The sequence below is a fragment of the Geofilum sp. OHC36d9 genome, from assembly GCF_052400685.1.
GTDB lineage: Bacteria > Bacteroidota > Bacteroidia > Bacteroidales > Marinilabiliaceae > CAZHHH01.
On sequence record NZ_JBQTGJ010000001.1, the window covers coordinates 477,453 to 499,882 of the forward strand.

Annotated in this window: 18 protein-coding genes; 14 read left to right on the plus strand and 4 right to left on the minus strand. The window is 40.1% G+C overall.

Going from position 1 to position 22,430, the window contains the following annotated elements:
- Nucleotides 1-15 precede the first annotated feature (15 nt).
- From ACT3CD_RS01650 to ACT3CD_RS01660, 3 genes are all read left to right on the plus strand, one after another.
- Nucleotides 16-660: a DUF5683 domain-containing protein gene (locus ACT3CD_RS01650; RefSeq protein WP_444642306.1), complete on the plus strand. Its 645-nt coding sequence runs from the start codon at nucleotides 16-18 to the stop codon at nucleotides 658-660.
- A gap of 191 nt (nucleotides 661-851) precedes the next feature.
- Complete coding sequence (locus ACT3CD_RS01655) at nucleotides 852-2,378, plus strand: transglycosylase SLT domain-containing protein (RefSeq protein WP_444642308.1); 1,527 nt, start codon at nucleotides 852-854, stop codon at nucleotides 2,376-2,378.
- 97 nt (nucleotides 2,379-2,475) lie between these two features.
- Nucleotides 2,476-3,180: a zinc metallopeptidase gene (locus tag ACT3CD_RS01660; protein ID WP_444642310.1), complete on the plus strand. Its 705-nt coding sequence runs from the start codon at nucleotides 2,476-2,478 to the stop codon at nucleotides 3,178-3,180.
- Between the two features lie 183 nt (nucleotides 3,181-3,363).
- On the opposite strand, the gene ACT3CD_RS01665 is transcribed toward ACT3CD_RS01660, so the two are convergent.
- Nucleotides 3,364-4,083: an RDD family protein gene (locus tag ACT3CD_RS01665; protein ID WP_444642312.1), complete on the minus strand. Its 720-nt coding sequence runs from the start codon at nucleotides 4,081-4,083 to the stop codon at nucleotides 3,364-3,366.
- A gap of 337 nt (nucleotides 4,084-4,420) precedes the next feature.
- Between ACT3CD_RS01665 and ACT3CD_RS01670 the strand changes: the two genes are divergently transcribed.
- From ACT3CD_RS01670 to ACT3CD_RS01715, 10 genes are all read left to right on the plus strand, one after another.
- Nucleotides 4,421-5,419 (plus strand): stage II sporulation protein M, encoded by a 999-nt coding sequence (locus ACT3CD_RS01670; RefSeq protein WP_444642313.1) that lies wholly within the window; start codon nucleotides 4,421-4,423, stop codon nucleotides 5,417-5,419.
- Nucleotides 5,391-6,350, plus strand: coding sequence for a hypothetical protein (locus ACT3CD_RS01675; protein ID WP_444642315.1), 960 nt, complete (start codon nucleotides 5,391-5,393; stop codon nucleotides 6,348-6,350). The genes ACT3CD_RS01670 and ACT3CD_RS01675 overlap by 29 nt, the downstream gene beginning before the upstream one ends.
- A gap of 39 nt (nucleotides 6,351-6,389) precedes the next feature.
- Nucleotides 6,390-7,136, plus strand: coding sequence for a DUF4129 domain-containing protein (locus tag ACT3CD_RS01680; RefSeq protein WP_444642317.1), 747 nt, complete (start codon nucleotides 6,390-6,392; stop codon nucleotides 7,134-7,136).
- Nucleotides 7,129-8,325: a DUF4350 domain-containing protein gene (locus ACT3CD_RS01685; protein WP_444642319.1), complete on the plus strand. Its 1,197-nt coding sequence runs from the start codon at nucleotides 7,129-7,131 to the stop codon at nucleotides 8,323-8,325. The genes ACT3CD_RS01680 and ACT3CD_RS01685 overlap by 8 nt, the downstream gene beginning before the upstream one ends.
- A gap of 2 nt (nucleotides 8,326-8,327) precedes the next feature.
- Nucleotides 8,328-9,332, plus strand: coding sequence for an AAA family ATPase (locus ACT3CD_RS01690; protein ID WP_444642321.1), 1,005 nt, complete (start codon nucleotides 8,328-8,330; stop codon nucleotides 9,330-9,332).
- 32 nt (nucleotides 9,333-9,364) lie between these two features.
- Entirely contained in the window at nucleotides 9,365-10,699 is a 1,335-nt protein-coding gene (locus ACT3CD_RS01695; RefSeq protein ID WP_444642323.1) for a DUF58 domain-containing protein, read from the plus strand.
- A 122-nt stretch (nucleotides 10,700-10,821) separates the two neighbouring features.
- Complete coding sequence (locus ACT3CD_RS01700; protein WP_444642325.1) at nucleotides 10,822-13,083, plus strand: patatin-like phospholipase family protein; 2,262 nt, start codon at nucleotides 10,822-10,824, stop codon at nucleotides 13,081-13,083.
- 97 nt (nucleotides 13,084-13,180) lie between these two features.
- On the plus strand, nucleotides 13,181-14,200 hold the full coding sequence (pheS, locus tag ACT3CD_RS01705; protein WP_444642327.1) for a phenylalanine--tRNA ligase subunit alpha: 1,020 nt from the start codon (nucleotides 13,181-13,183) through the stop codon (nucleotides 14,198-14,200).
- Nucleotides 14,201-14,426: 226 nt separating this feature from the next.
- Nucleotides 14,427-14,726, plus strand: coding sequence for a hypothetical protein (locus tag ACT3CD_RS01710; protein WP_444642329.1), 300 nt, complete (start codon nucleotides 14,427-14,429; stop codon nucleotides 14,724-14,726).
- Nucleotides 14,727-15,967: 1,241 nt separating this feature from the next.
- Nucleotides 15,968-17,308: a sigma-54-dependent transcriptional regulator gene (locus tag ACT3CD_RS01715; RefSeq protein WP_444642331.1), complete on the plus strand. Its 1,341-nt coding sequence runs from the start codon at nucleotides 15,968-15,970 to the stop codon at nucleotides 17,306-17,308.
- 9 nt (nucleotides 17,309-17,317) lie between these two features.
- On the opposite strand, the gene ACT3CD_RS01720 is transcribed toward ACT3CD_RS01715, so the two are convergent.
- From ACT3CD_RS01720 to ACT3CD_RS01730, 3 genes are all read right to left on the minus strand, one after another.
- Nucleotides 17,318-19,831, minus strand: a complete 2,514-nt coding sequence (locus ACT3CD_RS01720; protein WP_444642333.1) for an ATP-binding response regulator — start codon at nucleotides 19,829-19,831, stop codon at nucleotides 17,318-17,320.
- On the minus strand, nucleotides 19,828-20,751 hold the full coding sequence (locus ACT3CD_RS01725) for a mechanosensitive ion channel family protein (protein WP_444642335.1): 924 nt from the start codon (nucleotides 20,749-20,751) through the stop codon (nucleotides 19,828-19,830). The genes ACT3CD_RS01720 and ACT3CD_RS01725 overlap by 4 nt, the downstream gene beginning before the upstream one ends.
- A 172-nt stretch (nucleotides 20,752-20,923) precedes the next feature.
- Entirely contained in the window at nucleotides 20,924-21,340 is a 417-nt protein-coding gene (locus ACT3CD_RS01730; protein ID WP_444642336.1) for an OsmC family protein, read from the minus strand.
- Nucleotides 21,341-21,583: 243 nt separating this feature from the next.
- Between ACT3CD_RS01730 and ACT3CD_RS01735 the strand changes: the two genes are divergently transcribed.
- Nucleotides 21,584-22,291 carry a Crp/Fnr family transcriptional regulator gene (locus ACT3CD_RS01735; RefSeq protein ID WP_444642338.1) on the plus strand — a complete coding sequence of 236 codons (708 nt, stop codon included), beginning with the start codon at nucleotides 21,584-21,586 and terminating at the stop codon, nucleotides 22,289-22,291.
- Nucleotides 22,292-22,430 lie beyond the last annotated feature (139 nt).

Below are 22,430 nucleotides of genomic sequence, written 5' to 3' on the forward strand. Positions count from 1 at the left end.
TTGAACGGTTATTCTGTGGTAAAAAAAAAGTTAAAGAATTGGTTGCAGGCTATATGGATCAGCTGTATGCTGATGATAATGCCTTCCGTTTTTGGCCAGTTAGCCGACTCAACCAGACAGACAGCGCCATCTGTAAATGCGAGTGATTTGTTGAGACCCAGGCATTCGCCTCATAAGGCTTCTATATATGCTGCTGTTTTACCAGGTCTGGGTCAAATTTATAATAAAAAATACTGGAAGGTTCCCATTCTTTATGCTGGAATTGGCGGCGTCATTTATGCCATTCAATTCAACTCCACTTATTACGAAAAATACCGCTCTGCTTATCGTGATTTTTTAATTATGGATCCTCTCAATAAGAGTTATGAAGAGTTCGTTCCTGCCGGTTTAACCATTGAGGATGTTGAGGGGACTTATGCCGATTGGTTTGAAAATGCGTTGGACAGTAAGCGTAAGTATTATCGTAGATATCGTGATATAAGTTACTTCGGAATGGTAGCTGTATATCTTGTTCAGATTATTGACGCCACTGTTGATGCTCATTTTAAAAACTTTGAAGTGAGCGATGATCTTTCTCTTAATATCGATCCTGTTATTTTACCATCACCTGAGTTGCCTGTTGGAGGAGCTGTTGGCTTTCAAATGAGAGTGACTTTTTAATGTAGTTCCTTAATATTCGGTCGTGATAAATGATCTCAGATGCAGAAATGATTATTTCCGGCGTGTTCTGTGACATCATAGTAAATAAATTATAATCACATGAAACGATCATGCCAGAGATTTTTGAGAGAGAGGGGGGTGATTGTCTTTATGGATTTTCCTTGTAACCTTAACAAACAAATTATAACCACATGAAAATAGCGTTTCTGATTGGAGTTTACCTGTTGGTGTCCTGCGGTGCATGGGCCAAGTCGCCTGATGAAGACAAGCTGCAGGTTACTATTGACGAGTATGAAAATAATTTGGACAGTCTCATTACTCTGTGGCATGCCCGTACGCTTTCAGATTCATTTGTGCTAGATTCAATCAACGAAAATGAGGAACAGTTGGTTGAGGAGTTGCCCGACTCCTTGTATATTAAACGGCTGGCGGAAATTCAATCGCCACTTGTTTTTCCATTTAATAAACAGGTGAAATCTTATATTAAATTATATACCCAAAGGCGACGGGATCAGGTGTCGCTTATGCTGGGACTGTCTGATTATTATTTCCCAATTTTTGAAGCGGCCCTGGATGCTCATGATATGCCGTTGGAATTGAAGTATTTGCCTGTAATAGAGTCGGCATTGAATCCCAGGGCTTTTTCACGCGCGGGAGCTTCCGGTTTGTGGCAGTTTATGTATTACACCGGCAAGCAATATGGTTTAAAGGTGGATTCGTATGTTGATGAACGACGTGATCCTTATTATGCAACTGAAGCTGCGGTTAAGTTTTTGTCTGATTTATATGATATTTATGGCGATTGGTACCTGGTTATTGCGGCCTATAATTGTGGTCCCGGAAATGTTAACAAAGCCATTCGACGTTCAGGGGGCAAACGTAATTTTTGGGAAATTTATTATCGATTGCCGCGCGAAACAAGAGGTTATGTGCCGGCTTTTGTTGCTGCGGCTTATACTTTTACCTATGCACGTGATCACAATATAGTGGCTTCGCGGGTAACATTGCCTTTGGCTACTGATACGATTATGGTTTCACAACCACTTCATTTTGATCAGGTCGCCGATTTGATTCGTGTGCCAAAGGAAGTGCTTCGTGAGCTTAATCCCATGTATCGCCGCGATGTTGTCCCAGCTGGGAAACAGGTTTATCCTTTGCGTTTACCTTTTATTGATGCAACGTTGTTTGCTTCTATTGAAGATACCATATACACGCATCGGCGTGAGGACTTTTTTCCGGGAGGAAATGTTGTTGTAGAACCTTCTTCAGACTCGCATTCGGTGGTGGCCCCTCCAGGATCTAAGCCGGTTTATTATAAGGTGAAATCGGGTGATGTGGTAGGCTTAATTGCCGAATGGTTTGATGTACGTCTGTCAGATCTCAGGTATTGGAATAATATTCATCGTAACATGATTCGTGTGGGGCAAAAGCTGGTGGTGTATGTTCCACAGGGTAAAGTGTCGCATTATGAGGAAATAGCACGAAAGCATGGCACGTCAGGAGCTGTGTCTGCATCTGCATCGGTTTCGAAGGCCGTTCCTTTAGATGCCGGCTCGGGCAATTATGTATATCATACCGTGCGTTCCGGCGAGAGTGTCTGGTCAATAGCCAAACAGTATCCCGACGTAACCACCGATGATATTCTCAGGATGAATCATCTTACAAATGGCAGCAAAATAAAGCCGGGTCAGCAATTAAAAATTAAGCCCCGGTCCTGATTTTTTACCTTTCGGACTGCCATCATTATGCGGACGTTTGATTGGCAAACTTTTTGTCGTGTGATTCGTTGTTACAACTATAACTGGAGGTTTTGTTATGATGAATTTTCCTTTATTACTTATTTTTATTTTTTTTGCGTTGGCCAGCTGGCTGGTTAGTTCTCAACTGAAAAGCCGTTTTAAACGGTATTCTAAGAGTTATTTGCAAAGTGGTTTGTCGGGATGTGATGTGGCTGAAAAAATGTTACGCGATCATGGTATTACTGACGTTCGGGTTTTGTCGGTAACGGGCCGTTTGTCTGATCACTATAATCCTGCCAATAAGACAGTCAATTTGAGTGCTGAAGTATACAACGGACGTAGCGTTGCCTCGGCTGCTGTGGCAGCTCATGAATGTGGCCATGCGGTTCAGCATGCGCAGGCTTATGCTCCTTTGAAGTTACGTTCGGCTCTGGTACCTTTGCAAAATGTGAGCGCTCGTTTGTTGAACATCATTTTTATTTCAATGTTTGTGGGTGCTTTTTTGCTGCCGAACCTTATTTCATTTGATTTGGCTTTACTTGTAATAATTGCTTGTTATGGTGTTTTTACATTGTTTGCTTTTATAACACTACCCGTTGAAATTAATGCCACACATCGGGCTTTGTTATGGCTTAACCGAGCCGGTATTACGGGCGGTCAACAGCAAGCTGAGGCCAAAGACGCGCTTAAATGGGCTGCCTATACTTATGTGGTAGCTGCTTTATCAGCCCTTGCTACTCTTTTGTATTATGTTATGCTGTTTGTGGGGCGAAGAGATTAATTAATTTTTAAGAGAGATTTGTAATTCTCGCGGGTTTGTGCCGCCTGAATATTTCGGAGTCAGATAAGGAAGCTTCATTTTTGAAGCTTCCATTTTTTGATCTTATTGCGATCTGGCTTGTTTTTGGCTGATTTTCATCAATATCGTATGTTCATTGATAACTTATTCAGTCGCTTTTTTGTTTCAGCGTATTTGATGGATGGCGTTATAGTCTTTTATAATCGTTTCCAGAAATTCGGTGTCGGACAGGTTGCTTTCGACGGCAATTTTTTTTGCAATGGCCTGGCAGGCTTTTCGTTGTATTTTTTCTTTTTTGCTTTCGTTTTTTTGTCGTCCTGAAATTTCCAAAACTTCTTTAACTGTACGAATGTCTTCATCCGACAGATATTCCACTTGTCGGAATTGTGGCTCGTAATTATCTTCTATTTCTTGCCAGATTGAGGTTTTTAAATCCTTTTTACGGGGTAGTTTTAATACGGTGGTGGCAGCTGCCAAATCGCCTAATCGTTGCCCTTTGCCATTGAGGATAATAATGAGAACTGCAATGGCGCCCATAAATATCGTAATATCCACGAGTCTGAAAATCCATCTGATAAAACAACTGCCGGCGGTCAGTGCCGAACCATCGGTTTTTATTACCTTGGTACGCAGAATCATTTTTCCCGGGCTTTGACCGTTGAAAAGTAATTCGAAAATGAAATGGTATAAAAAAATCGGAATGAGAAATATTAGTTGCCAGATAGCGAAATCGATGTCCAGTTGAACAAAAATAATTAAAGCACCTAATAAATAGATGCCGCTAATTAATTGATCAAGAAGTGTGCTCAAAAGTCGATCGCCTACGCTGGCAATTGGATATTCAAGGGTTACATTTTGAGATGTATTGAGTTGATAGGTTTCCATTTAACGCTTTTCTGTTAGGCATTATTTCTGTAAAATTAGTGAAATATTATATTTTATTGAGCAATAACTGCTATTTTAGACGTTGTTTAATGTTTAGCAGTTTTTAAGGTGCGACTTTTTTATTTGAAATTAGTATGCGTATTTCGTTTTAGTACGAAAACTTAAGTGCTGATAATAAATGTTTACATTCAAGGTTTTAGCAGTGCGAAAAGTGTTCGTATGCTGATGTAAATGAGTGTTTTGAGTACAGGTGTAATGCGGAAATTGGCTTTTTTTAGACAAATTCTAAAGTACATTCACGGACTTCAGTTCGGGCCTACACCTTAATTGTCAAGGGATGAAAGAAATTGCATTTATTAGTCGAAATAAAAAGAAATGGGAGGATTTTGAGCATCAGATCCATCATAAGGTGTCTGTAACACCTGATGAACTGGCTGATTATTATATAGAGTTGACGGATGATTTGTCGTATGCTCGGACATTTTATCCGGGGTCGTCTATTGTGGGTTATCTAAATAGTTTGACGGCCGTAGTTCATAATCTTATATACCGAAATAAAAAGGAGAAGGGCAGTCGATTGTTTAATTTTTGGGTGACTGAGTTACCCCTTTCGGTTTATAATTCGCGGCGTGATTTTTTGATTTCACTTCTTATTTTTGTCGTTTCCTTTGTTGTTGGTTTGGCTTCGGTGTATGCCAACGAAGATTTCTTGAGAGTTGTGCTGGGCGATAGTTATGTCAATACAACGCTTGATAATATCGCGAAAGGAGATCCATTTGGAGTGTATGGATCCTCCGAATCGCTTCCAATGGCTGTGTTTATTGCCGCCAATAATATAAGGGTTTCGGTAGTGGCTTTCGTTATCGGAGTTTTTACGCCAATAGCCGTGGCTCTTATTTTAGCTTACAATGGCATTATGACTGGTGCTTTTTTGGGTTTTTTTATGCAGCGTTCCATGGGGTCAATGGCGGCTTTAACAATTATGCTTCATGGAACCATGGAATTGTCGGCTATTGTTTTAGCTGGTGGAGCCGGTATCCTGCTTGGTAAAAGTATCTTGTTTGTTGGAACTTATCCTCGTAAAATTGTTTTTGTGAGGGGGGTACGACAGGGAACGAAAATTATTCTTGGACTGATGCCTTTTTTTATTGTGGCTGCCATCATTGAAGGTTTTTTTACCCGTTATTATTTAGAGGTGTCACCGTTACTGTCTGGCGGGGTGATTTTTGTGTCGTTGGTGCTAATGATTTGGTATTTTGTTATTTACCCCAAAAAAATATATTTGCAAAACCTTAATATTACTCAAAATGGAAATGTCAGAAAAACCAACCGTTGAACTTGAAAAAAGACGTGAGTTTTCAGAAGTTATTAATGCTACTTTTTCCTTCGTCGGGCAGGAGTTTAAATCATTATTAACTGTGGTCGCGCTTTATGCCGGATTATTTATTTTAGCATCAACTGTTTTAGCCATCGTTTTTTCGGGGAATCAGTTGCAGGTGTTGCTTGATCGAATGCAAAGCGGTGATTTATCCGGTTTTAGTGCCGGTAATTTTAGTTTCTTATATGTCTCTTACTTGTTTTCGTTGTTGTGTATCGTTGTGTTATCTGGTCTTGTGTCTGCCTATATGGTTGTTTATGCTGAAAGGGGTAGAAGAGGATTTGTGCACGCTGATGTCTGGAAAACGTTTATAGCATCTTTTGTTCGCCTTTTGCTTCTTTCGCTTTTAATCCTGTTGATATTCGGTTTGGTTGCTGGTGTTGGGTCTATAGTTATAGGCGTTCTGGCTACGTTATCGATGCCTGTGATTGTTAAAGCAATTGTGATTTTTTTTGCTGTGATTGCCTTGATCGCTGCAATGTGTTATGTGTGGGTTCCTTTATCTTTATCGCATATTGTTTTGTATAACGAGCGCAACGGTGTGTTTAACGCAATCAGCCGCAGTTTTAGTTTGGTAAAAGGGAATTGGTGGCTTTCCTTTGGGGTGGTTTTTGTTTTGGGACTGGTGGTAACTGTTCTGAGTTCTTTTTTCTCTATCCCGGCTTTTATGTCAGGTTTGTTTAAGGGTATTACGGCTGCCTCAGGTGAAGCGACAATGGACGTTACTTCTATGTCTTTTGTTCTTACAACGGTAATTAGTAGTTTGGGACAATATTTTATATATCCTCTTATTTTTGTTGGTGTAGCAATTCATTATTTTAACCTTCGCGAACGTTACGATAATAATGATTTGCTGCGGCGGGTTGAACAAATGAGTGAAGAAGCATAGTGGTTTTTTGCCTTATGTGCACGATTAAAATAGTTTTTTGTGGTTAAAAGATTTAATATTTTTCTTTGCTTGTTTTTTTGCCTTTATGGCGGATTCCCGGAAACAGTTTGCGTGGCGCAATCCGTTGCTGACAAAGCGGTTATTCCCTGGGATGAAAGTTCTGTGGTAGAGGTTCGCCGGCCGCCGGAACAGGAATTGAATGCACTCAGGCAAAATCCGGAATATTTTTATGACCGGGATGACCGTGAACCTAATTTTTGGGATCGCTTACTGGCTTTTTTGTACCGTTACTTATTTCAAAGTATTGGTGAAGTAAGTGCTGTAAAATACTTTTTATCGGCATTGGTTGTTTTGGTATTTGTCGTAATCATTGTAAGATTATTGAGGATTCCGGTAACTGGCTTCTTTTCTTTTTCGGCCAAGGTGCAGGGAAGCGATCTGACATTGGTAAACGATGAAAGCAGACGTGAAGATGAGCTTGAACAAATGCTGATGCTATACAAAAGCAATGGCGCTTACCGGGAAGCTATTCGTGTGTTATATCTTATTTGTCTGAAGAAGTTGGACCGAGGCGGTTTGATTCGTATGCGCGAAAATAAAACCAATCGGGAATATCTTTATGAGTTGAATGGTGATGCCGATCGTCGTTTTTTCAGACATATTGCCCGTATATATGAGTATGTGTGGTATGGTCATTTTGAACCCGATGCCGAAGCATTTAATAGTATAGAGGTTGATGTCCGAAAGCGCTTTTCGACTGATGGAAGGGAGGTGCAAAATGGCTGAGAAAAAGGCGCCTAATTGGTTGTGGTTTGTTCTTCTTTTGGGGCTGGGACTGTTAGTTATTGTCGTTATTAAGGCACCTAAACCGGTTGACTGGACCGTTAGTTTTTCTAATCGTCATGATGTTCCGCTGGGAAACAGGTTGGTTTATAGTGTAATGCCAGCATTGTTCCCCAATCAAACAATGATCGAGGCGCATTCTGAAATAGACCACTTTCTCGGCGATTTGCCGGACACGTACAAAAATTACATCATCATTAATAATAAGGTCGAAATGAGTAATGATGAATTTCAGGCAATGATTGACAGAATTAAGGATGGCAATAATGTCTTTATTGCAGGAGAACACTTCTCGCAGAATTTTACGGATAGTTTGGGGTTGGATATTTTTTATAGTGTCGCATTGCCAACTGTTTTGACCAACGATTCCGTTGGGTTTAATTTTACAAATAAAAGATTAAAAACGGCCTACGATTTTTGGTTTCGGAAGGCAATTTCAAATAATTATTTTATTGCTTACGATACAGTCAGGACGTCTGTGTTAGGCTATAATCATGAAGGTAAGACCAATTTTTTGAGAATGAAGATCGGTGAAGGGTGGCTTTTTGTTAATTGCAATCCAATGGCTTTTTCAAATTATCATCTTTTGGAGAAAAATAATGCCGATTACATTTTTGGCTGTTTGTCTTATTTACCGGTGGCTCCTACTGTTTGGGATGAGTTTTATAAAGCGGGTAATAAAAGAATTGCATCCCCTTTGGTGTTTATTTTGTCGGACCGCAGCTTGCGGGTGGCCTGGTTTGTATTTTTAATTGGGGTGTTGATTTATTTTGTTTTTGAATCAAAACGAAGGCAGCGACCTATACCGGTTTTGGCTAGACCTGAAAACAAGTCTTTGGCTTTTGTTCAAACGGTGGGGCAACTCTATTTTTACAGTGGTGATCATTTATCTATAGCAAAAAAAAGATACCTTTATTTTGTTGATTTTCTTAAAACACGCTACTATATCAACTTTGGAAGTGATGAAAGTCGCTTGATTGACGAGGTGGCATTGAAGTCGGGTTTGCCTGAACGCAGTGTTGCTTCTTTGTTTAAAATGGCGCGCAGGCTTAATATTGTCAGCCGTATTTCAGAGGAGGATTTGCAACAGTTTAATAATCAGCTTGAGTTTTTTTATAAAAATTGCAGATAACTATGACATTTGACGAAAGTACTCCAAATAATGAAGAGACCTTGTTCGAGAGTCGCATCAAGGTTCAGGAATTAAATCATGTGGCCTTCCGCATCCGGAATGAAATATCGAAGGTTATTGTAGGCCAGGAAAAGGTGATTGATCTTTTGTTGACCGCACTGCTGGCCAACGGACATGTGTTGATAGAAGGGGTGCCCGGCGTAGCAAAAACTTTGGTGGCTAAGCTTTTGTCGCGTAGTATTGATACTGAATTTTCGCGTATTCAGTTTACACCCGACCTGATGCCTTCTGACGTATTGGGAAACACTGTTTTTAATGCCGGGAGTTCCACTTTTGAATTTCGGGAAGGTCCGGTTTTTTCCAATCTTGTATTAATAGATGAAGTGAATCGCGCTCCGGCGAAAACGCAGTCGGCGCTTTTTGAGGTGATGGAAGAGCGGCAGGTGACGACTGATGGTGTCACACGATTTCTGACGGCGCCTTTCTTGGTGCTGGCCACACAGAATCCAGTGGAGCACGAAGGGACTTATCGTTTGCCAGAGGCTCAGTTAGACCGTTTTTTGTTTAAGATTGAAGTGGGTTATCCGACGCTCGATCAGGAAGTAACCATACTTCAGAATGCCTGTGAAAGGGGTAGTATGAAAGAACCCGATGCGGTGATGCCGGTTGTTTCAGCCAATGAAATATTGGAATATCAGGAGCTGGTTCATCATGTCTTGATAGAACCACAACTGCTGCGTTATATTGCTACCATCGTGGATCGAACACGTAATAATAGCGCGCTTTATTTAGGCGCCAGTCCACGTGCTTCGTTGGCGGTTATGAGGGCTGCCCGTGCTTATGCCGCATTGGAAGGTCGCGATTTTGTGACGCCCGAAGATGTTAAAGAGGTGATTTATCCCGTGCTTGGTCACCGTATTATATTGTCGCCCGAGAAAGAGATGGAAGGCGTTAAACCGGAAGCGGTGATTCGGCAGATTGTTGATTCGGTGGACGTTCCCCGTTGATTTTTGTAAGTAATTATTTGCACTCGTTTATAATGTTCAGGTCTTTGTTTGTTCGTCGTCGGTTTTATGTTGCAATTTGGGGGATCAGTTTTCTTTTCCTGATCTCTTTTTTTGTAGAGCCCTTATTTTTAGTGGCCTGGATTGTTTTGGGTGTGTTTTCGGTATTATTGTTTTTTGATCTGGCTCAGCTTTTCGGACCTCGAACAAAGATGGGTCTCATTGGCAAAAGGCAGTTGCCGATACGGTTTTCTAACGGCGACGTCAATGAAGTGACATTAGAAATTGAGAATTTATTGACGCATTCGCTGAAAGTAGAGGTGATTGATGAAATTCCTTATCAGTTTCAGAAACGCGATTTTACTGTGAAAACAACATTAAAGCCGCGTCAACCTCAAAAAATAACTTACGCTGTGACGCCGGTTGAAAGAGGCGTGTATAGTTTTGGTCGTTTGCATTTATTTGTGTGGACTTTGCCCGGTTTTTTTTCAAGACGGTATTCATTTTGTCCGAAGGATGTTTCTGTAAAGGTTTATCCTTCTTTTATACAAATGCGACAGTTTGAAATAATGGCTGTTGGCAATCGTTTGAGTGAAATTGGGGTTAAGAAGATACGACGCATCGGTCATCATTCCGAGTTTGATCAGATTCGTGATTATATTAAAGGAGATGATGTACGAACCATTAACTGGATGGCCACTGCCCGTAAGGGGCATTTAATGGTTAATCAGTATCAGGATGAGAAATCGCAGCCTGTTTTTTCAGTTATTGATATGGGGCGGACCATGAAAATGCCTTTTAATGGCATGACATTACTGGATTATGCCATTAATACCAGTTTGGTTATTTCTAATATCGCATTATTAAAGCATGATAAGGCCGGACTTATAACTTTTGATCATCAGATAAGGGCTGTGGTTCCCGCTAATCGGGGTGGTAACCATCTTCAAACTATTATGGAGGTGTTGTATCAGCAAACACCGGGTTTTTTAGAACATAACCTTGAGGCTCTGTATGCGGCTGTTCGTCGTCAGGTTCATCAACGTAGTCTGCTTATTTTTTTTACCAATTTCGAGAGCTGGCGATCGGCTCGTCGTGAAATGTTTAGTCTGGGACGATTGGCTGCCAACCATCTTCTGTTGGTGGTCTTTTTTGAAAATAGTGAAATTAGTTCGCAGATACACCAGATTGCTGACGATACTGAATCAATCTATCAGCAAGCTATTGCCGAAAAATTTGTGTACGACAAGAAAATGATTGTTCGTGAACTGGAGCGATATGGTATGTCTGTTATTCTTACAACACCTGAAAAATTGACGGTGGATACTGTTAATCGTTATTTGGAGCTAAAGGCACTTGGTCGCATTTGATTACTGACAGCAAACTTTTCGGCTGTTTAAAGTGGCGTTTCAAGAATTCTGTGGAATGAATTCTCTTGAAACGATTTTTTTTCACTTATTTTTATAGCATAGTTTTTTTACAGGAAGTTTTTATGCGACGAATGCTGAAGTTTGGTTTTTTGATTGTAGCTGTCATCAGTTCCTTAATGGCTGTTTCTGCCCAGCAGACACGACCCAAAGTGGGTCTTGTGCTTAGTGGCGGTGGGGCCAAAGGGTTAGCCCATATTGGCGTTCTAAGGGTTTTGGAGGAGGCTGGCATTCGGCCCGATTATATTACCGGAACCAGTATGGGTAGTATTATAGGAGGTTTGTATGCCATTGGTTATAGCGCAGAGGAGTTAGATTCTATTGTTGGAGGAGTGGATTGGGGACAACTTTTGTCAGATGGGATTCCTTTGTCGGATGTTATTCCTGAAGAAAAACATGATTATAGCCGGTTTCATGTTGAGCTGGACATAGCTAAAGGTAAGTTGATTCCGCCGGCCGGATTTGTGAAGGGAACCTCTATTTCTGGTCTGTTAAGTCGTTTGTCGTGGCGCGTGGCTGGGATTAAAGATTTTGATAATTATCCCATTCCTTTTAAGTGTGTGGCTGCCGATTTGGTGAGTGGAGAGCAGTATATTTTTGACAATGGTGATTTTGCGACTGCTTTGCGGGCCAGTATGGCTATTCCCTCTTTTTTTTCGCCGGTATCAATCGATTCAATGATGTTGGTTGATGGTGGTGTGTTGAATAATTTTCCTGTAAAGTTGTGTAAGGAAATGGGCGCCGATATTATTATCGGTGTTAATGTTGATGGAAGTGATTCGCAAAAGTCAGAATTGACCACCCCAATAGGTGTTCTTGTTTCTGCGGCAATGATTGGTAATAATTCGTTGATTCGGGAACAGCTCCCATATGTGGATATTCTTGTTAAGCCTGATTTGAAAGGGTATAGTGCCGGAAGTTTTTTTGATGGTGAAACGATTATTGCCCGCGGCGATTCAGCTGCCCGTTATAAGATGAAGGAGCTTGAAGCTTTAGCTGCCCGTTTGGATTCTTTTTCTTGCCAGCAAGTGAAGACCCCGTCTGTTCAACCCGATAGTATCCGTATTTCGCAAATAAGAGTGCTGGGTCTTGGCGGAATCAGTTTCAACTTTTTTATGTCCTCGTTCGGGATTGCTCCAGGTGCGACGATTAGTGGATCCGATTTGGATCGCGGCATTGGTCGTTTAATGGGTACACGGTATTTTGAGTCGGTGACTTATCGGATTCAGCCTATGCGTGAGGGTTATTTGCTGGAGATGAGAGTCAAAGAATCGGCACACGCACGTTTTAAATTCTCTTTGCACTACGATAATGATTACAGGGCCGGTTTTATTACCAATCTCACGCTTCGAAATGTGCTGTTGCGTGGTAATCGTTTGTCGGGGACTGTTGATGTGTCCGAAAAACCACGGTTGAATCTTTCTGTTATTAATTATTTTGGTGAGAAACAGCGGACGGCTTCACGCCTGGAGGTCAACTGGGAGAATAATGATTTCCCGGCTTATTTATCCGATGGATCGGTCTTTGGTCGTTTCAGTCATTATTATTTTTCTTCGTCGGCTGGTTTTATGTCTTCATTGGGAAACCGATGGGAGTTTAATAGTATGTTGCAGTATATTCGTTCAGTAAATGCGGTTGTTAGTGGGTTTTATGAATTGTCGTATGCCGGAGTCGATCGTTTTGGAAATGAATATTTTAGAGCACGAGTTACCGGCAAACGCAATACGTTGAATCGGAGATATTTCCCTGTTAAAGGCAGTGAGTTTTTCTTTGATGTAAATGCCATTGTCGATGAGAGTGTGGTATATCATGGTCCTCTTGATGCCCGCGATAATGTTAGCCAACTTATTTCGACTAGCGATGATAATGTTTTTTCGTTCCATTCCTTTTATCAGCCATTTTTACGTTTGTCGCACAGGTGGGTGGTGAGTCCCCGTATCGAATCGGGCTATGCTACCGGCGATTTGCCTGTAACAGGTATGACTTATGTGGGTGGAACTCCTTTTCAGAGACGTAGTAATGAGATTAGTTTTGTAGGGTTAGCCTCGCGGGAGCTGATTGTCCAAAATTATGCCATGGCACAGCTGAATCTTCGTTTTTCTTTGGCCAGACAGGTTAATGTGACGGCTACGGTGAATGGCATTTACTCAGAGAATCCTTATTCATTGGTTTTTTATCCCGTAACACTTCCGTGGGAAAAAAGTGTAAGAGGTGGCGGACTGCTGCTCGAATACGATAGCTTTTTAGGTCCTATGCAGTTAGGATTGTCGGGTAATAGTTTGAATAGTGGGCTGCGGTGGTATTTAGGGTTTGGTTATTCGTTTTAATTTTTGTGGTTGTAACGTTTTCCTGTTTGCCAGCTTTGTTGGTTCTTCATTGATTATTACTATTTTTGTACTTCCTTTGATTTAAAAATATTGTTTCATGCTGAATAAGATTGAAAGTTTGCTTCAGGAAATTAAAAGCCTGAAAGCTGATTCTGCTGATGCTGCCGAGCAGCTGCGGATAAAGTATTTGAGTAAAAAAGGTCGTGTTTCTTTGCTGTTTGAGGAGTTTAAAACGGTGCCTGCCGACCAGAAAAAAGCGGTGGGGATGGCCCTAAACCAGTTAAAGAAAAGCACGCAGGATGTTATTCAGCAATTAAAAGATACGTTCAATCGTGACGAAGGCGCTAATGGGCAGATTGATTACACATTGCCAGGGACATCGCGCCCTATTGGTAGTCGCCATCCATTGGCAGTGGTACGCAATGAAATTGTAGATATTTTTGCGCGGTTGGGATTTACGGTGTCGGAAGGACCGGAAGTGGAAGATGACTGGCATGTTTTTTCGGCTTTGAATTTTCCCCCTGAACATCCCGCCCGCGATATGCAGGATACCTTTTTTGTGAACAAAGATCCCGATGTATTACTACGAACTCATACTTCTTCGGTTCAGGTTCGCGTGATGGAAACACAACAGCCCCCCATTCGTTCTATTTTCCCCGGTCGGGTATTTCGAAATGAAGCTATTTCAGCCCGTGCGCACTGTATGTTTCATCAGGTTGAGGGCTTATATGTGGATGAAAAGGTGTCGTTTGCCGATTTAAAACAAACATTGCTTTATTTTGCCAAGGAGTTTTTTGGCGAACAGTCAGAAATTCGTCTGCGTCCTTCTTATTTCCCGTTTACTGAGCCTTCGGCTGAAATGGATGTCAGTTGTTCTATTTGTGGCGGAAAAGGTTGTAATGTTTGTAAATATACAGGTTGGCTCGAAATTCTGGGTTGTGGTATGGTTGATCCTAATGTGCTTGATTCATGCGGCATCGACAGTAAAAAATATTCGGGTTTTGCATTTGGTATGGGAATCGAACGTATTGCTATGTTGAAGTATCAGATAAAAGATATCCGTCTCTTTTTCGAAAATGATGTCCGGTTTTTGGAGCAATTCAAATCGGCTCTTTGATAATATAATATCTGTTTGATGATCAAAAGCTGTTCTTTTATAGAACGGCTTTTTTTGTGCTTTTAATCCACGTACTGCTGACACATTCCTCGGTTTATAACTATCTTATTTATGCTAATAACTTGTTTGTTAGTGTTTTGTGTTTTTGTGTTTTGTTGGCATGATTCTGTTAGTACTAATGGTATTCTCACAATATAATTGTAATACTAAATTAAACCATTGAGTCATGAAAATTTTAAGAGTAAGTATTGTATTGATGTTCGCGATAATGTTGTTATCGCCTGTTTTTTCAAATGCTGATGGATTCAGAACGGATAATTTTCAGGAGGTCGTTAAATCGGAGGTGCCTGTAGAAGAATTGCCCGAAGTTATAACCAAAGCACTGGCTGACAGTGAATGGTCCGACTGGACTGTTTCATCTGCCGTATTGGTAAAGGAAGAGAGTGCCTCTTATTATCAAATTGCACTTGTAAAAGATGACAGTAAGAAAGAAGTTAAAGTTTCTCCGGAAGGAAAACTTCTTTAACATTTGATTACACCTGTGGAGATTGCGTTTCTATAAAGGATGTGATTCTACAAATAGGGGAATGTCTCCACAGTTGCTTATATTTTATAATTTAATTAATACACATATTATCAGAGCTTTACAATTGTTGGCACGATATTGTATAGTTACATATTCAGTGATTAAGATTAAAAACCCAAATTAAGTATATTATGAAAAGGATAGAGTTCTTTTATTATTCATTTGTTGTGTCATTTACACTGTTTTTGTGTTCTAATAGATTGAGTGTGAAAAATAACGTTGGGCGGTTACGCCGTAATTTTAAAGTAAGAACTTTGTCCTTTATTGGATAAGCGTTTGTTGAGTAGTCCTATATTGATTCGTTTTAGTTGAAAAAGGCAGGAGAAAAGTCTCCTGTCTTTTTTTTATGCTACGTTGCATGGTAATTGTGCATGCAAGAAAAGTTCTGCTTCTGTGTTACGCTTGTTCTTAAAAGGATTGTTTACCATAAAAAAATATTTTTATCAGGCACCTGACGCTTATTGCAAATACTATCTAAAATTATCCATGTTACAGACATTAAATCCTATAGTTATAAAAAAAAATCATAGCTATGAAAGATAAATTCTATACCTACAAAACACTGTCAATGTGAAGTCCGAAATAATTGAATTTGATATCTTAGTAAGAATTATCGCTTTTTTGCTAATTCTCAAAAAGCTTTGTGTTAGATGTTTAAGTTAAGGCAGCTTAACTTTGGTGTATTCTCTGTTCGTTAATAATTCTTTTTGTTACGTCTGAGTCAAATCTGTCTTTATTTTTTTGCAAATACAATTAGCGAAAGTAACTAATTAGAGTCTGTCCATAAACTAAGTGTTTAAAATATAAAGTTCAAATTCAAGGCCTGTAAAGTCATAAAAATCAATGAGTTTACTTTTTGTAAATGACTGTTTTTATGACAAGCATAACGTAGAAATTGACTTTATAGACAAACACTAATTAGTCATCTATCGTTATTTTTTGGATTTATTGGATAGTTTTATCTGAAATTTTCTGGTGATTTGCAGATCGTTGGTGTTTTTTAGAATCGATGTTTAGCTGCCATTGGGTTTTCCCTTACTCTTTTCTTATATTTGATGGACTCTTGTTTTGAGTGCCAGCAGACTTCTGTACGTTAAGTCGATTCAAAAGGATCTCAATGTTTTTTTTTAGACACGAAACAGGAGTGGAGTTAATATTTAGTTTGGATTAAAAATTTGTTGATGATACGTGTCCTTATTGTTGAAGATGACTTGGTTTTTGCAAGGATTTTAGAAGGCTTTCTTAAAAAGAAGGGCTTTAATCCTGTTTTTTCTACCAGTGTTAAATCCGCCGCTGATTTGATTCGTAAGGAACATTTTGATATTTGTTTGCTCGACTACCGACTTCCCGATGGGACTGGTTTGGATGTGATACAGTTGTTGAAAGACGCCGGTCGTCCATATAAAGTAGTGGTCATGACTAGTTTTCATGATGTTCGCACTGTTGTTCAGGCAATGAAGATGGGCGCTGCTGATTTCATAACTAAACCGGTTAATCCTGATGAGTTATTGATGTTAATTAATCATTTACTGGCCGATCAACAGACGACAAAAAAAAGTGAGACGGGAAAATCTTCGGAATTGCATTTTGTAACCGGGACCAGTGTTGCTGCCAGCCGACTTGAAGAGTACATAAAATTGGTGGCACCAACCGATATGTCGGTGATTATTGAAGGTGAAAGTGGTACCGGGAAGGAGTTTGTAGCTCGTAAGATTCATGCCAATAGCCGTCGTTCAAAGGCCGTGTTTGTGCCGATTGATTGTGGCGTGTTGTCGAAAGACCTGGCTGCCGGTGAGCTTTTTGGATATGTGAAAGGGGCTTTTACGGGTGCCTTGTCCGATAAAAGAGGGCAGTTTGAAATGGCTTCGGGTGGTACTTTATTTCTGGACGAAATAGGAAACTTGTCGGTTGATGTTCAGGTGAAACTATTGCGAGTGCTTCAGGAGAAAGTGGTGCAGCCGGTAGGCAGCGAAAAACTGATTCCTGTTAATGTGCGTATTATTGCGGCAACCAACGACAGTTTGTTTAGTAAAGTGAATGAGGGTTTGTTTCGCGAAGACCTTTATCATCGGTTAAATGAGTTTAAACTACAGGTGCCGCCATTGCGAAACCGTGAAAATGATTTGCTTATTTTTGCCCGGCATTTTAAAGATGAAGCTAATTTGGAATTGGGCCGAAATGTTGAGACGTTTTCGGACGAGGTGTTAGTCTTGTTTAAAGATTACGACTGGCCAGGTAACTTGCGTGAATTGCGTAATTGTGTTCGCCGGATGGTTTTGCTATCAACAGGCCCTGTTGCGGGTAAAGAGTTGCTACCCGAAGAGATGCTTTACCATATGCGGCATTCCAATGTTACTTCTTCAGAAACTGATTTGAAGATGATTCAGGCCGACATTGAGAAGACTCGAATTGAAGATGTTTTGAAATCGGTTAAATACAATAAATCGAAGGCGGCACGATTGCTTAATATCGATCGCAAAACCCTGTATCATAAAATGGCCCGCTATGGTCTTGACCAGTAAGTGTCGTTATTAAATTTCCTTTTGTATTTTTGAGACTTCCGCCAGAAAGCCTTGTGTTAAAAGACAGTTTTCGGCCAATTGTTCTTTTATTGTGTTGATTGGAGTGCCTTTCTTTAGTAGCGTTTCGGTATCTCTTAATGCGCCTGATACGTCGCGGGCTCCCACTTGCCCGGTGCGTCCGGCCAGTCGGTGAATGATAAGCAACGTGTTTTCCATATCTTCATGGTTGATGCACTTTTTAAGTTCCAGCAGATCCTTTGAGGTTTCTTCTGAAACTGTGCTCATTATGGTTCGTAAAAAATCGGGATCATCGACTGAGAGTTTCTGGAGATCTGAAATATCTATTTTAATTTCTTCAGTTGGTTTACGTTCTTGTTTTATTTCGTGAAGTATTTCTAACAAATCGGTTTCCTTAAATGGTTTGTTAACGATGGCAGTAAAACCTTTGCTAATTATTCTCTTTTTATCTTCGGGCATTACTTCTGCAGTTAACGCATAGATATCAACGCGTTGTTTTGCTATGGTCTTTATCGTTTGGCAAATTTGTGTCCCGTCAATATCGGGCATGCGTATGTCGGTGATGATAATGCCGGCCGGTTGTTCTTTGTATGCCTTAATAAGCTCTTCTCCTTTGCTAAAGGTTCGGTGTTTAATTCGATTTTTTTCCAGTATGATATGGCATAGATTAAGAATGAGCGGATCGTCATCAGCAAGGTAGATTAATCCGTCATATTTTATCTCTTTGGTGTTTGATACGTTTTGTTCCGATGTTTTATCAACATGGTTGTATGGAATGTTGATTGTAAAAGTACTTCCCTGATTGATGGCACTTTTTAGGGTTATGGTACCTTTTTGCAGCTCTGTTAATTGTTTGCTTATGCTCAAGCCTAAACCGGTTCCGCCAAATTTTGAGCTAATGGACGTGTCGCTTTGTGAATATTCTTTAAACAAGCGTGGTATTTGTTCTTCACTGATGCCTATGCCCGTATCTTTTATTTTTATATTGAGATTTTTAGTGTTGTAGTCGGCTTTTATAGTTACATGGCCTTCTTCGGTAAATTTCACGGCATTTCCCACAATATTAAACAGAATTTGTCGCAAGCGGTAGGCATCACCTATTAGTGAGAGTTTTTCATCGAAGGTGCATTTTAGTTTCAGTTCTAATCCTTTTTTGTCGGCAATCGGTTTTAAGCTGTCAATTACAGTTTGTAGTTCTGTAAATGGCTGGAAAGGTTTGGTCTCAAAAACCATTTTGCCTGAAGTGACACTTGAATAATCGAGTACTTCGTTGACGACTTGAAGCAGGTGATGTGCTGATTGATAGATGGCTTCTGTGTTGACGGGCTTCTCGGGCTGTAGACGTGCCTGTTCGGCATAGCCGTATATTGACTGAAGTGGTGTCCTGATTTCATGACTCATGTTGGATAAAAAGTGTTTCCTGGCTTCTGCTTCGTCGCGGGCTTTTTGGTGGGCCACCTCCAATTGTTTGCGGTAGCGGTTACTTTTTGATAAGTCGAATATAATCAGGATGAATAGTATTATTGAGGTGGAAATAAAAATGACGGCAATGGTGTTGAGTAATTTAATGGCTTTGGCAGCGGTGGTGAATGATGCTCTTGTTTCAGCATTTTGTTGTTCCATTTCTTCCTGCTCCACCTGGTTGATAACTGAGATTATTTCCTGAACAAGAAAGTTGTTGGTGTTGAGTAGCTTAACTTGTCGGTTTTGTAGAATGGCCGATAGGTGTTGTCTCTGCGTTGATATGTCTTCCAATGATTTTTCTACTTCCCGAAGTAACGAGTCTACCCCGTTATTTATGGTATCCTTTTGATTGCGTGTTTGTGATGTTTCTGTTAAGGCGGTTGCGTCTGTTTCTTTTCTTTTTTTATTCTTGTTTCGGCCAAATATCCGATTCCATATGTTTTCGTTTTGTTCCGTTTCTTGTTGATTTATTGTATCGGACGGCGCAGGTGTCATGCCCTCAGTCGCTGGTATTGTGTGGTTTGTCTCTTTAAATTGGTTGTTTTGGTTAATCTGTTTAATGAGATTGGTCAGGCCCGGGTCGGTTTCCAGCCGGTGTTGAATTTCGAGATATTGCGTTACGATTTCTTCGCGATTGTGTAGTTTGTCTTCAATGTCGCTGATGCGTATTAATTGAAGCGGGTCGTTTTCAAACAGTGTTTTTAGTGTGTCAATGGTGTCAAATATACTGTCGGCCATATAGAAGTAATTTGGCGAAAGTTCTTTTCTGCCACTTGCTGTTTCTTCCTGTAGTATATGATTTAATCTGGAGATATTCCTGAACAGATGATTAACCTGTATCAGCCGTTGGTTGGGTTTGGTTAATTCATCAATATTTCCGGTTATTTTTTCAAACGCTTTGCCGATGGATGAGTGAATGGTAAAGACGGTCAAAAAACCTGCAATAGTCACCAGAGTTACCTTTCCGGCAATGGTGCCAAAAAAGCCGTAACTTAAAATTTTATTTTTTAAATATTTGAAATACGCTAAAAGTTGTTTCACTGCTTTTGTTTTGGGTTCATAGTCAGTTGTAAAGGAGCAATTTCTTCGCCCCAATAAATTGTCGTATGTGGAAAAGGAATTTCAATATTTTCTTTGTCGAAGGCTTTTTTTAGTCGTCCTCTGTATTCGCGGCCAACCGACCATTGATCGCCGGGTCTTGTTTTTATCCGGGCCTTTATAATCAGAGCACTATCGGCAAATTCTTCCAACCCAAATATTTCTAATGGTTCCAGTATTTTTGATGAAAGCGTAGCTTCGTTGAGCAGTTCGTTACCCACCTGTTGCATAACTTCGGATACTTTATCCAGATCTTCTTTGTAAGCCACGCCAATATTAAGTACTACGGCCGACCAGTTTTTTGTCATATTGGATAATGAGCTTATTTTGCCGTTTTGGAAGATGTGAACCACGCCTGATAAATCGCGAAGGGTGATGGTTCGTAACTCAATACGTTCAACCAAGCCGGCTGTTCCATTGATGATGGCTACGTCGCCTGTTCTGATTTGATTTTCCAGAAGCATGAAAAAACCTGAAATATAGTCGCGTACAAGTTCCTGAGCTCCGAAGCCTACGGCCAAGCCTAATATCCCGGCACTGGCAAGCAGGGGCCCAATGTTGAGTCCGAATTTGCTCAGAATCATGATTGAAAAGATGGTGATGAGTGTTACCTTTATGGAACTATGAACAATCCCAGTGAGCGTTTTAATTTTTTTTTCGGCCTCAAGCGTATCTATCGCATCAATGTTATCGGCTCTTTTAATCAGAAATTTGCGTAGCTTCTTGGTTAAAAATTTTACCATTTTAAGCAAAATCCAGAGAATGAGCAGGGTAATCATGATGCCTGGAAGCTCTGTTATGGTCCAGGTGGTTAATTTAGAAAGTAGTTCTTCCCAAAAAGAGGAGGTGAAATATTGGCCCATGTATTTGTTCGTTTGTTGTAGTGTGGTCTTTTTATTTAGTACACTAAATTAGTCATTGGTTCTGATAAATCGAAATTTGGGAATCTTTAAATAAAGCGGGGATAACATTTTTTGTTATCCCCGATGTTGAACCAATTAATATAGGCTCCGGTTTTTGATATTGTGTGATTTTTTATTCCAGAATTTTAATTTCTGTAGTTAGTGGAATGGCCTTTTTATACATGGCCGATACACCACAATACTTCTCTTCTGACAGGCTGACAGCCTTTTCAATTTTTTTTATCGGCAGATTTGTGCCTGTGAATTCATATATAACTTTCATTGCTTCAAATGTTTTGGGGTCTTCTTCGGTCAGGTCTCCTTCTACTTTGATATTTAGTGAATCGTATTTTACTCTCATTTTTTTCAAAATTAAGACGACATCCATACCGGTACATCCCGCCAGTGCTAACAAAACAAATGGTTTAGGGCGCGGCCCTTTGTTATGACCGCCCACTTCCGGTGATGCGTCAATCGTTATTTTGTGGCCATTGAGTTCGGTTTCAAATGCCATATCCCCGGCCCAGCTTAAGTTTACTTCTGTTTTCATAGTCTGTTATTTTTTAGCGTTTTTTTGCCTAAATTACCAACGGCTGTCAAGTAAGTATATATATAGATTATTGTATCTATCACGCAAATTTAAACTTTATTTCTATCTTTGTTAGGTTTTTACTGTGTTATAACATCTCTTATTATAATTTTGTTTATTAATATGAGAGTGAGAGTTGTGTTTTAGGAGCTTTCACTGGTAGAATGCTTTATTTTAATTATTAACCACTAACGTTTTTTTCTCATGAGAGTGGATGAGCGAGCTTCTGTTTCTGAATTGCCCGATCTGGGGAATTATGAGATTTTTCGGGGATTAACCAAGGAACAGGTTGAGTTGGCAACTCAGAGTATGATTTGCAGTTATTACCGCCGGGGATCAATTATATATAATGAGGGATCGCGTATTGTTGGTAGCTATATTGTGACCAGTGGTGCCCTGAAAATATATAAGACAGGTTTCGATGGTAAGGAGCAAATTATCCGGTTTGGGAAAAAAGGTGATTTGATCGCTTTTCGGTCTGTTATAAGCGATGAATTGGCGTGTACGACTGCTGAGGTGATTCAGGATTCAACGCTTTGTTATTTACCGGGGGAGTTGTTAACGGGTTTTCTCAAGCATAATTCTGAATTCGCAATGGATTTGATGCGGTTAACCTGTAAGGAGCTGGGCGAGTCTAATAAGTTTTTGACTGATATTGCACAAAAAACGGTTCGGGAACGGTTGGCTGAGATGCTTCTTTTGCTTATGGACACGTTTGAACTGGACGAAAGTAATACCATTCAGGTTGCTTTGACGCGTGAAGAATTGGCCAATATGGTTGGCACGGCCACCGAATCGGTTATTCGTTTGCTTTCTGAGTTTAAGGCTGATAAATTAATTGAAGTTAGCGGTCGGCGTATCCGGCTTTTAAATATTCCCAAGCTTATTCAGGTTGGGAATGTATACGTTTAGTTAGTTAGTGCCTGTCCATAAACTAAGTGTTCGAAATATAAAACTCAAATTCAAGGCTTGCGAAGTTATAAAAATCAAGGCGTTTACTTTTCGTAAATGACTGTTTTTGTGACAAGCGTAATGCAGAAGTTGAATTTAT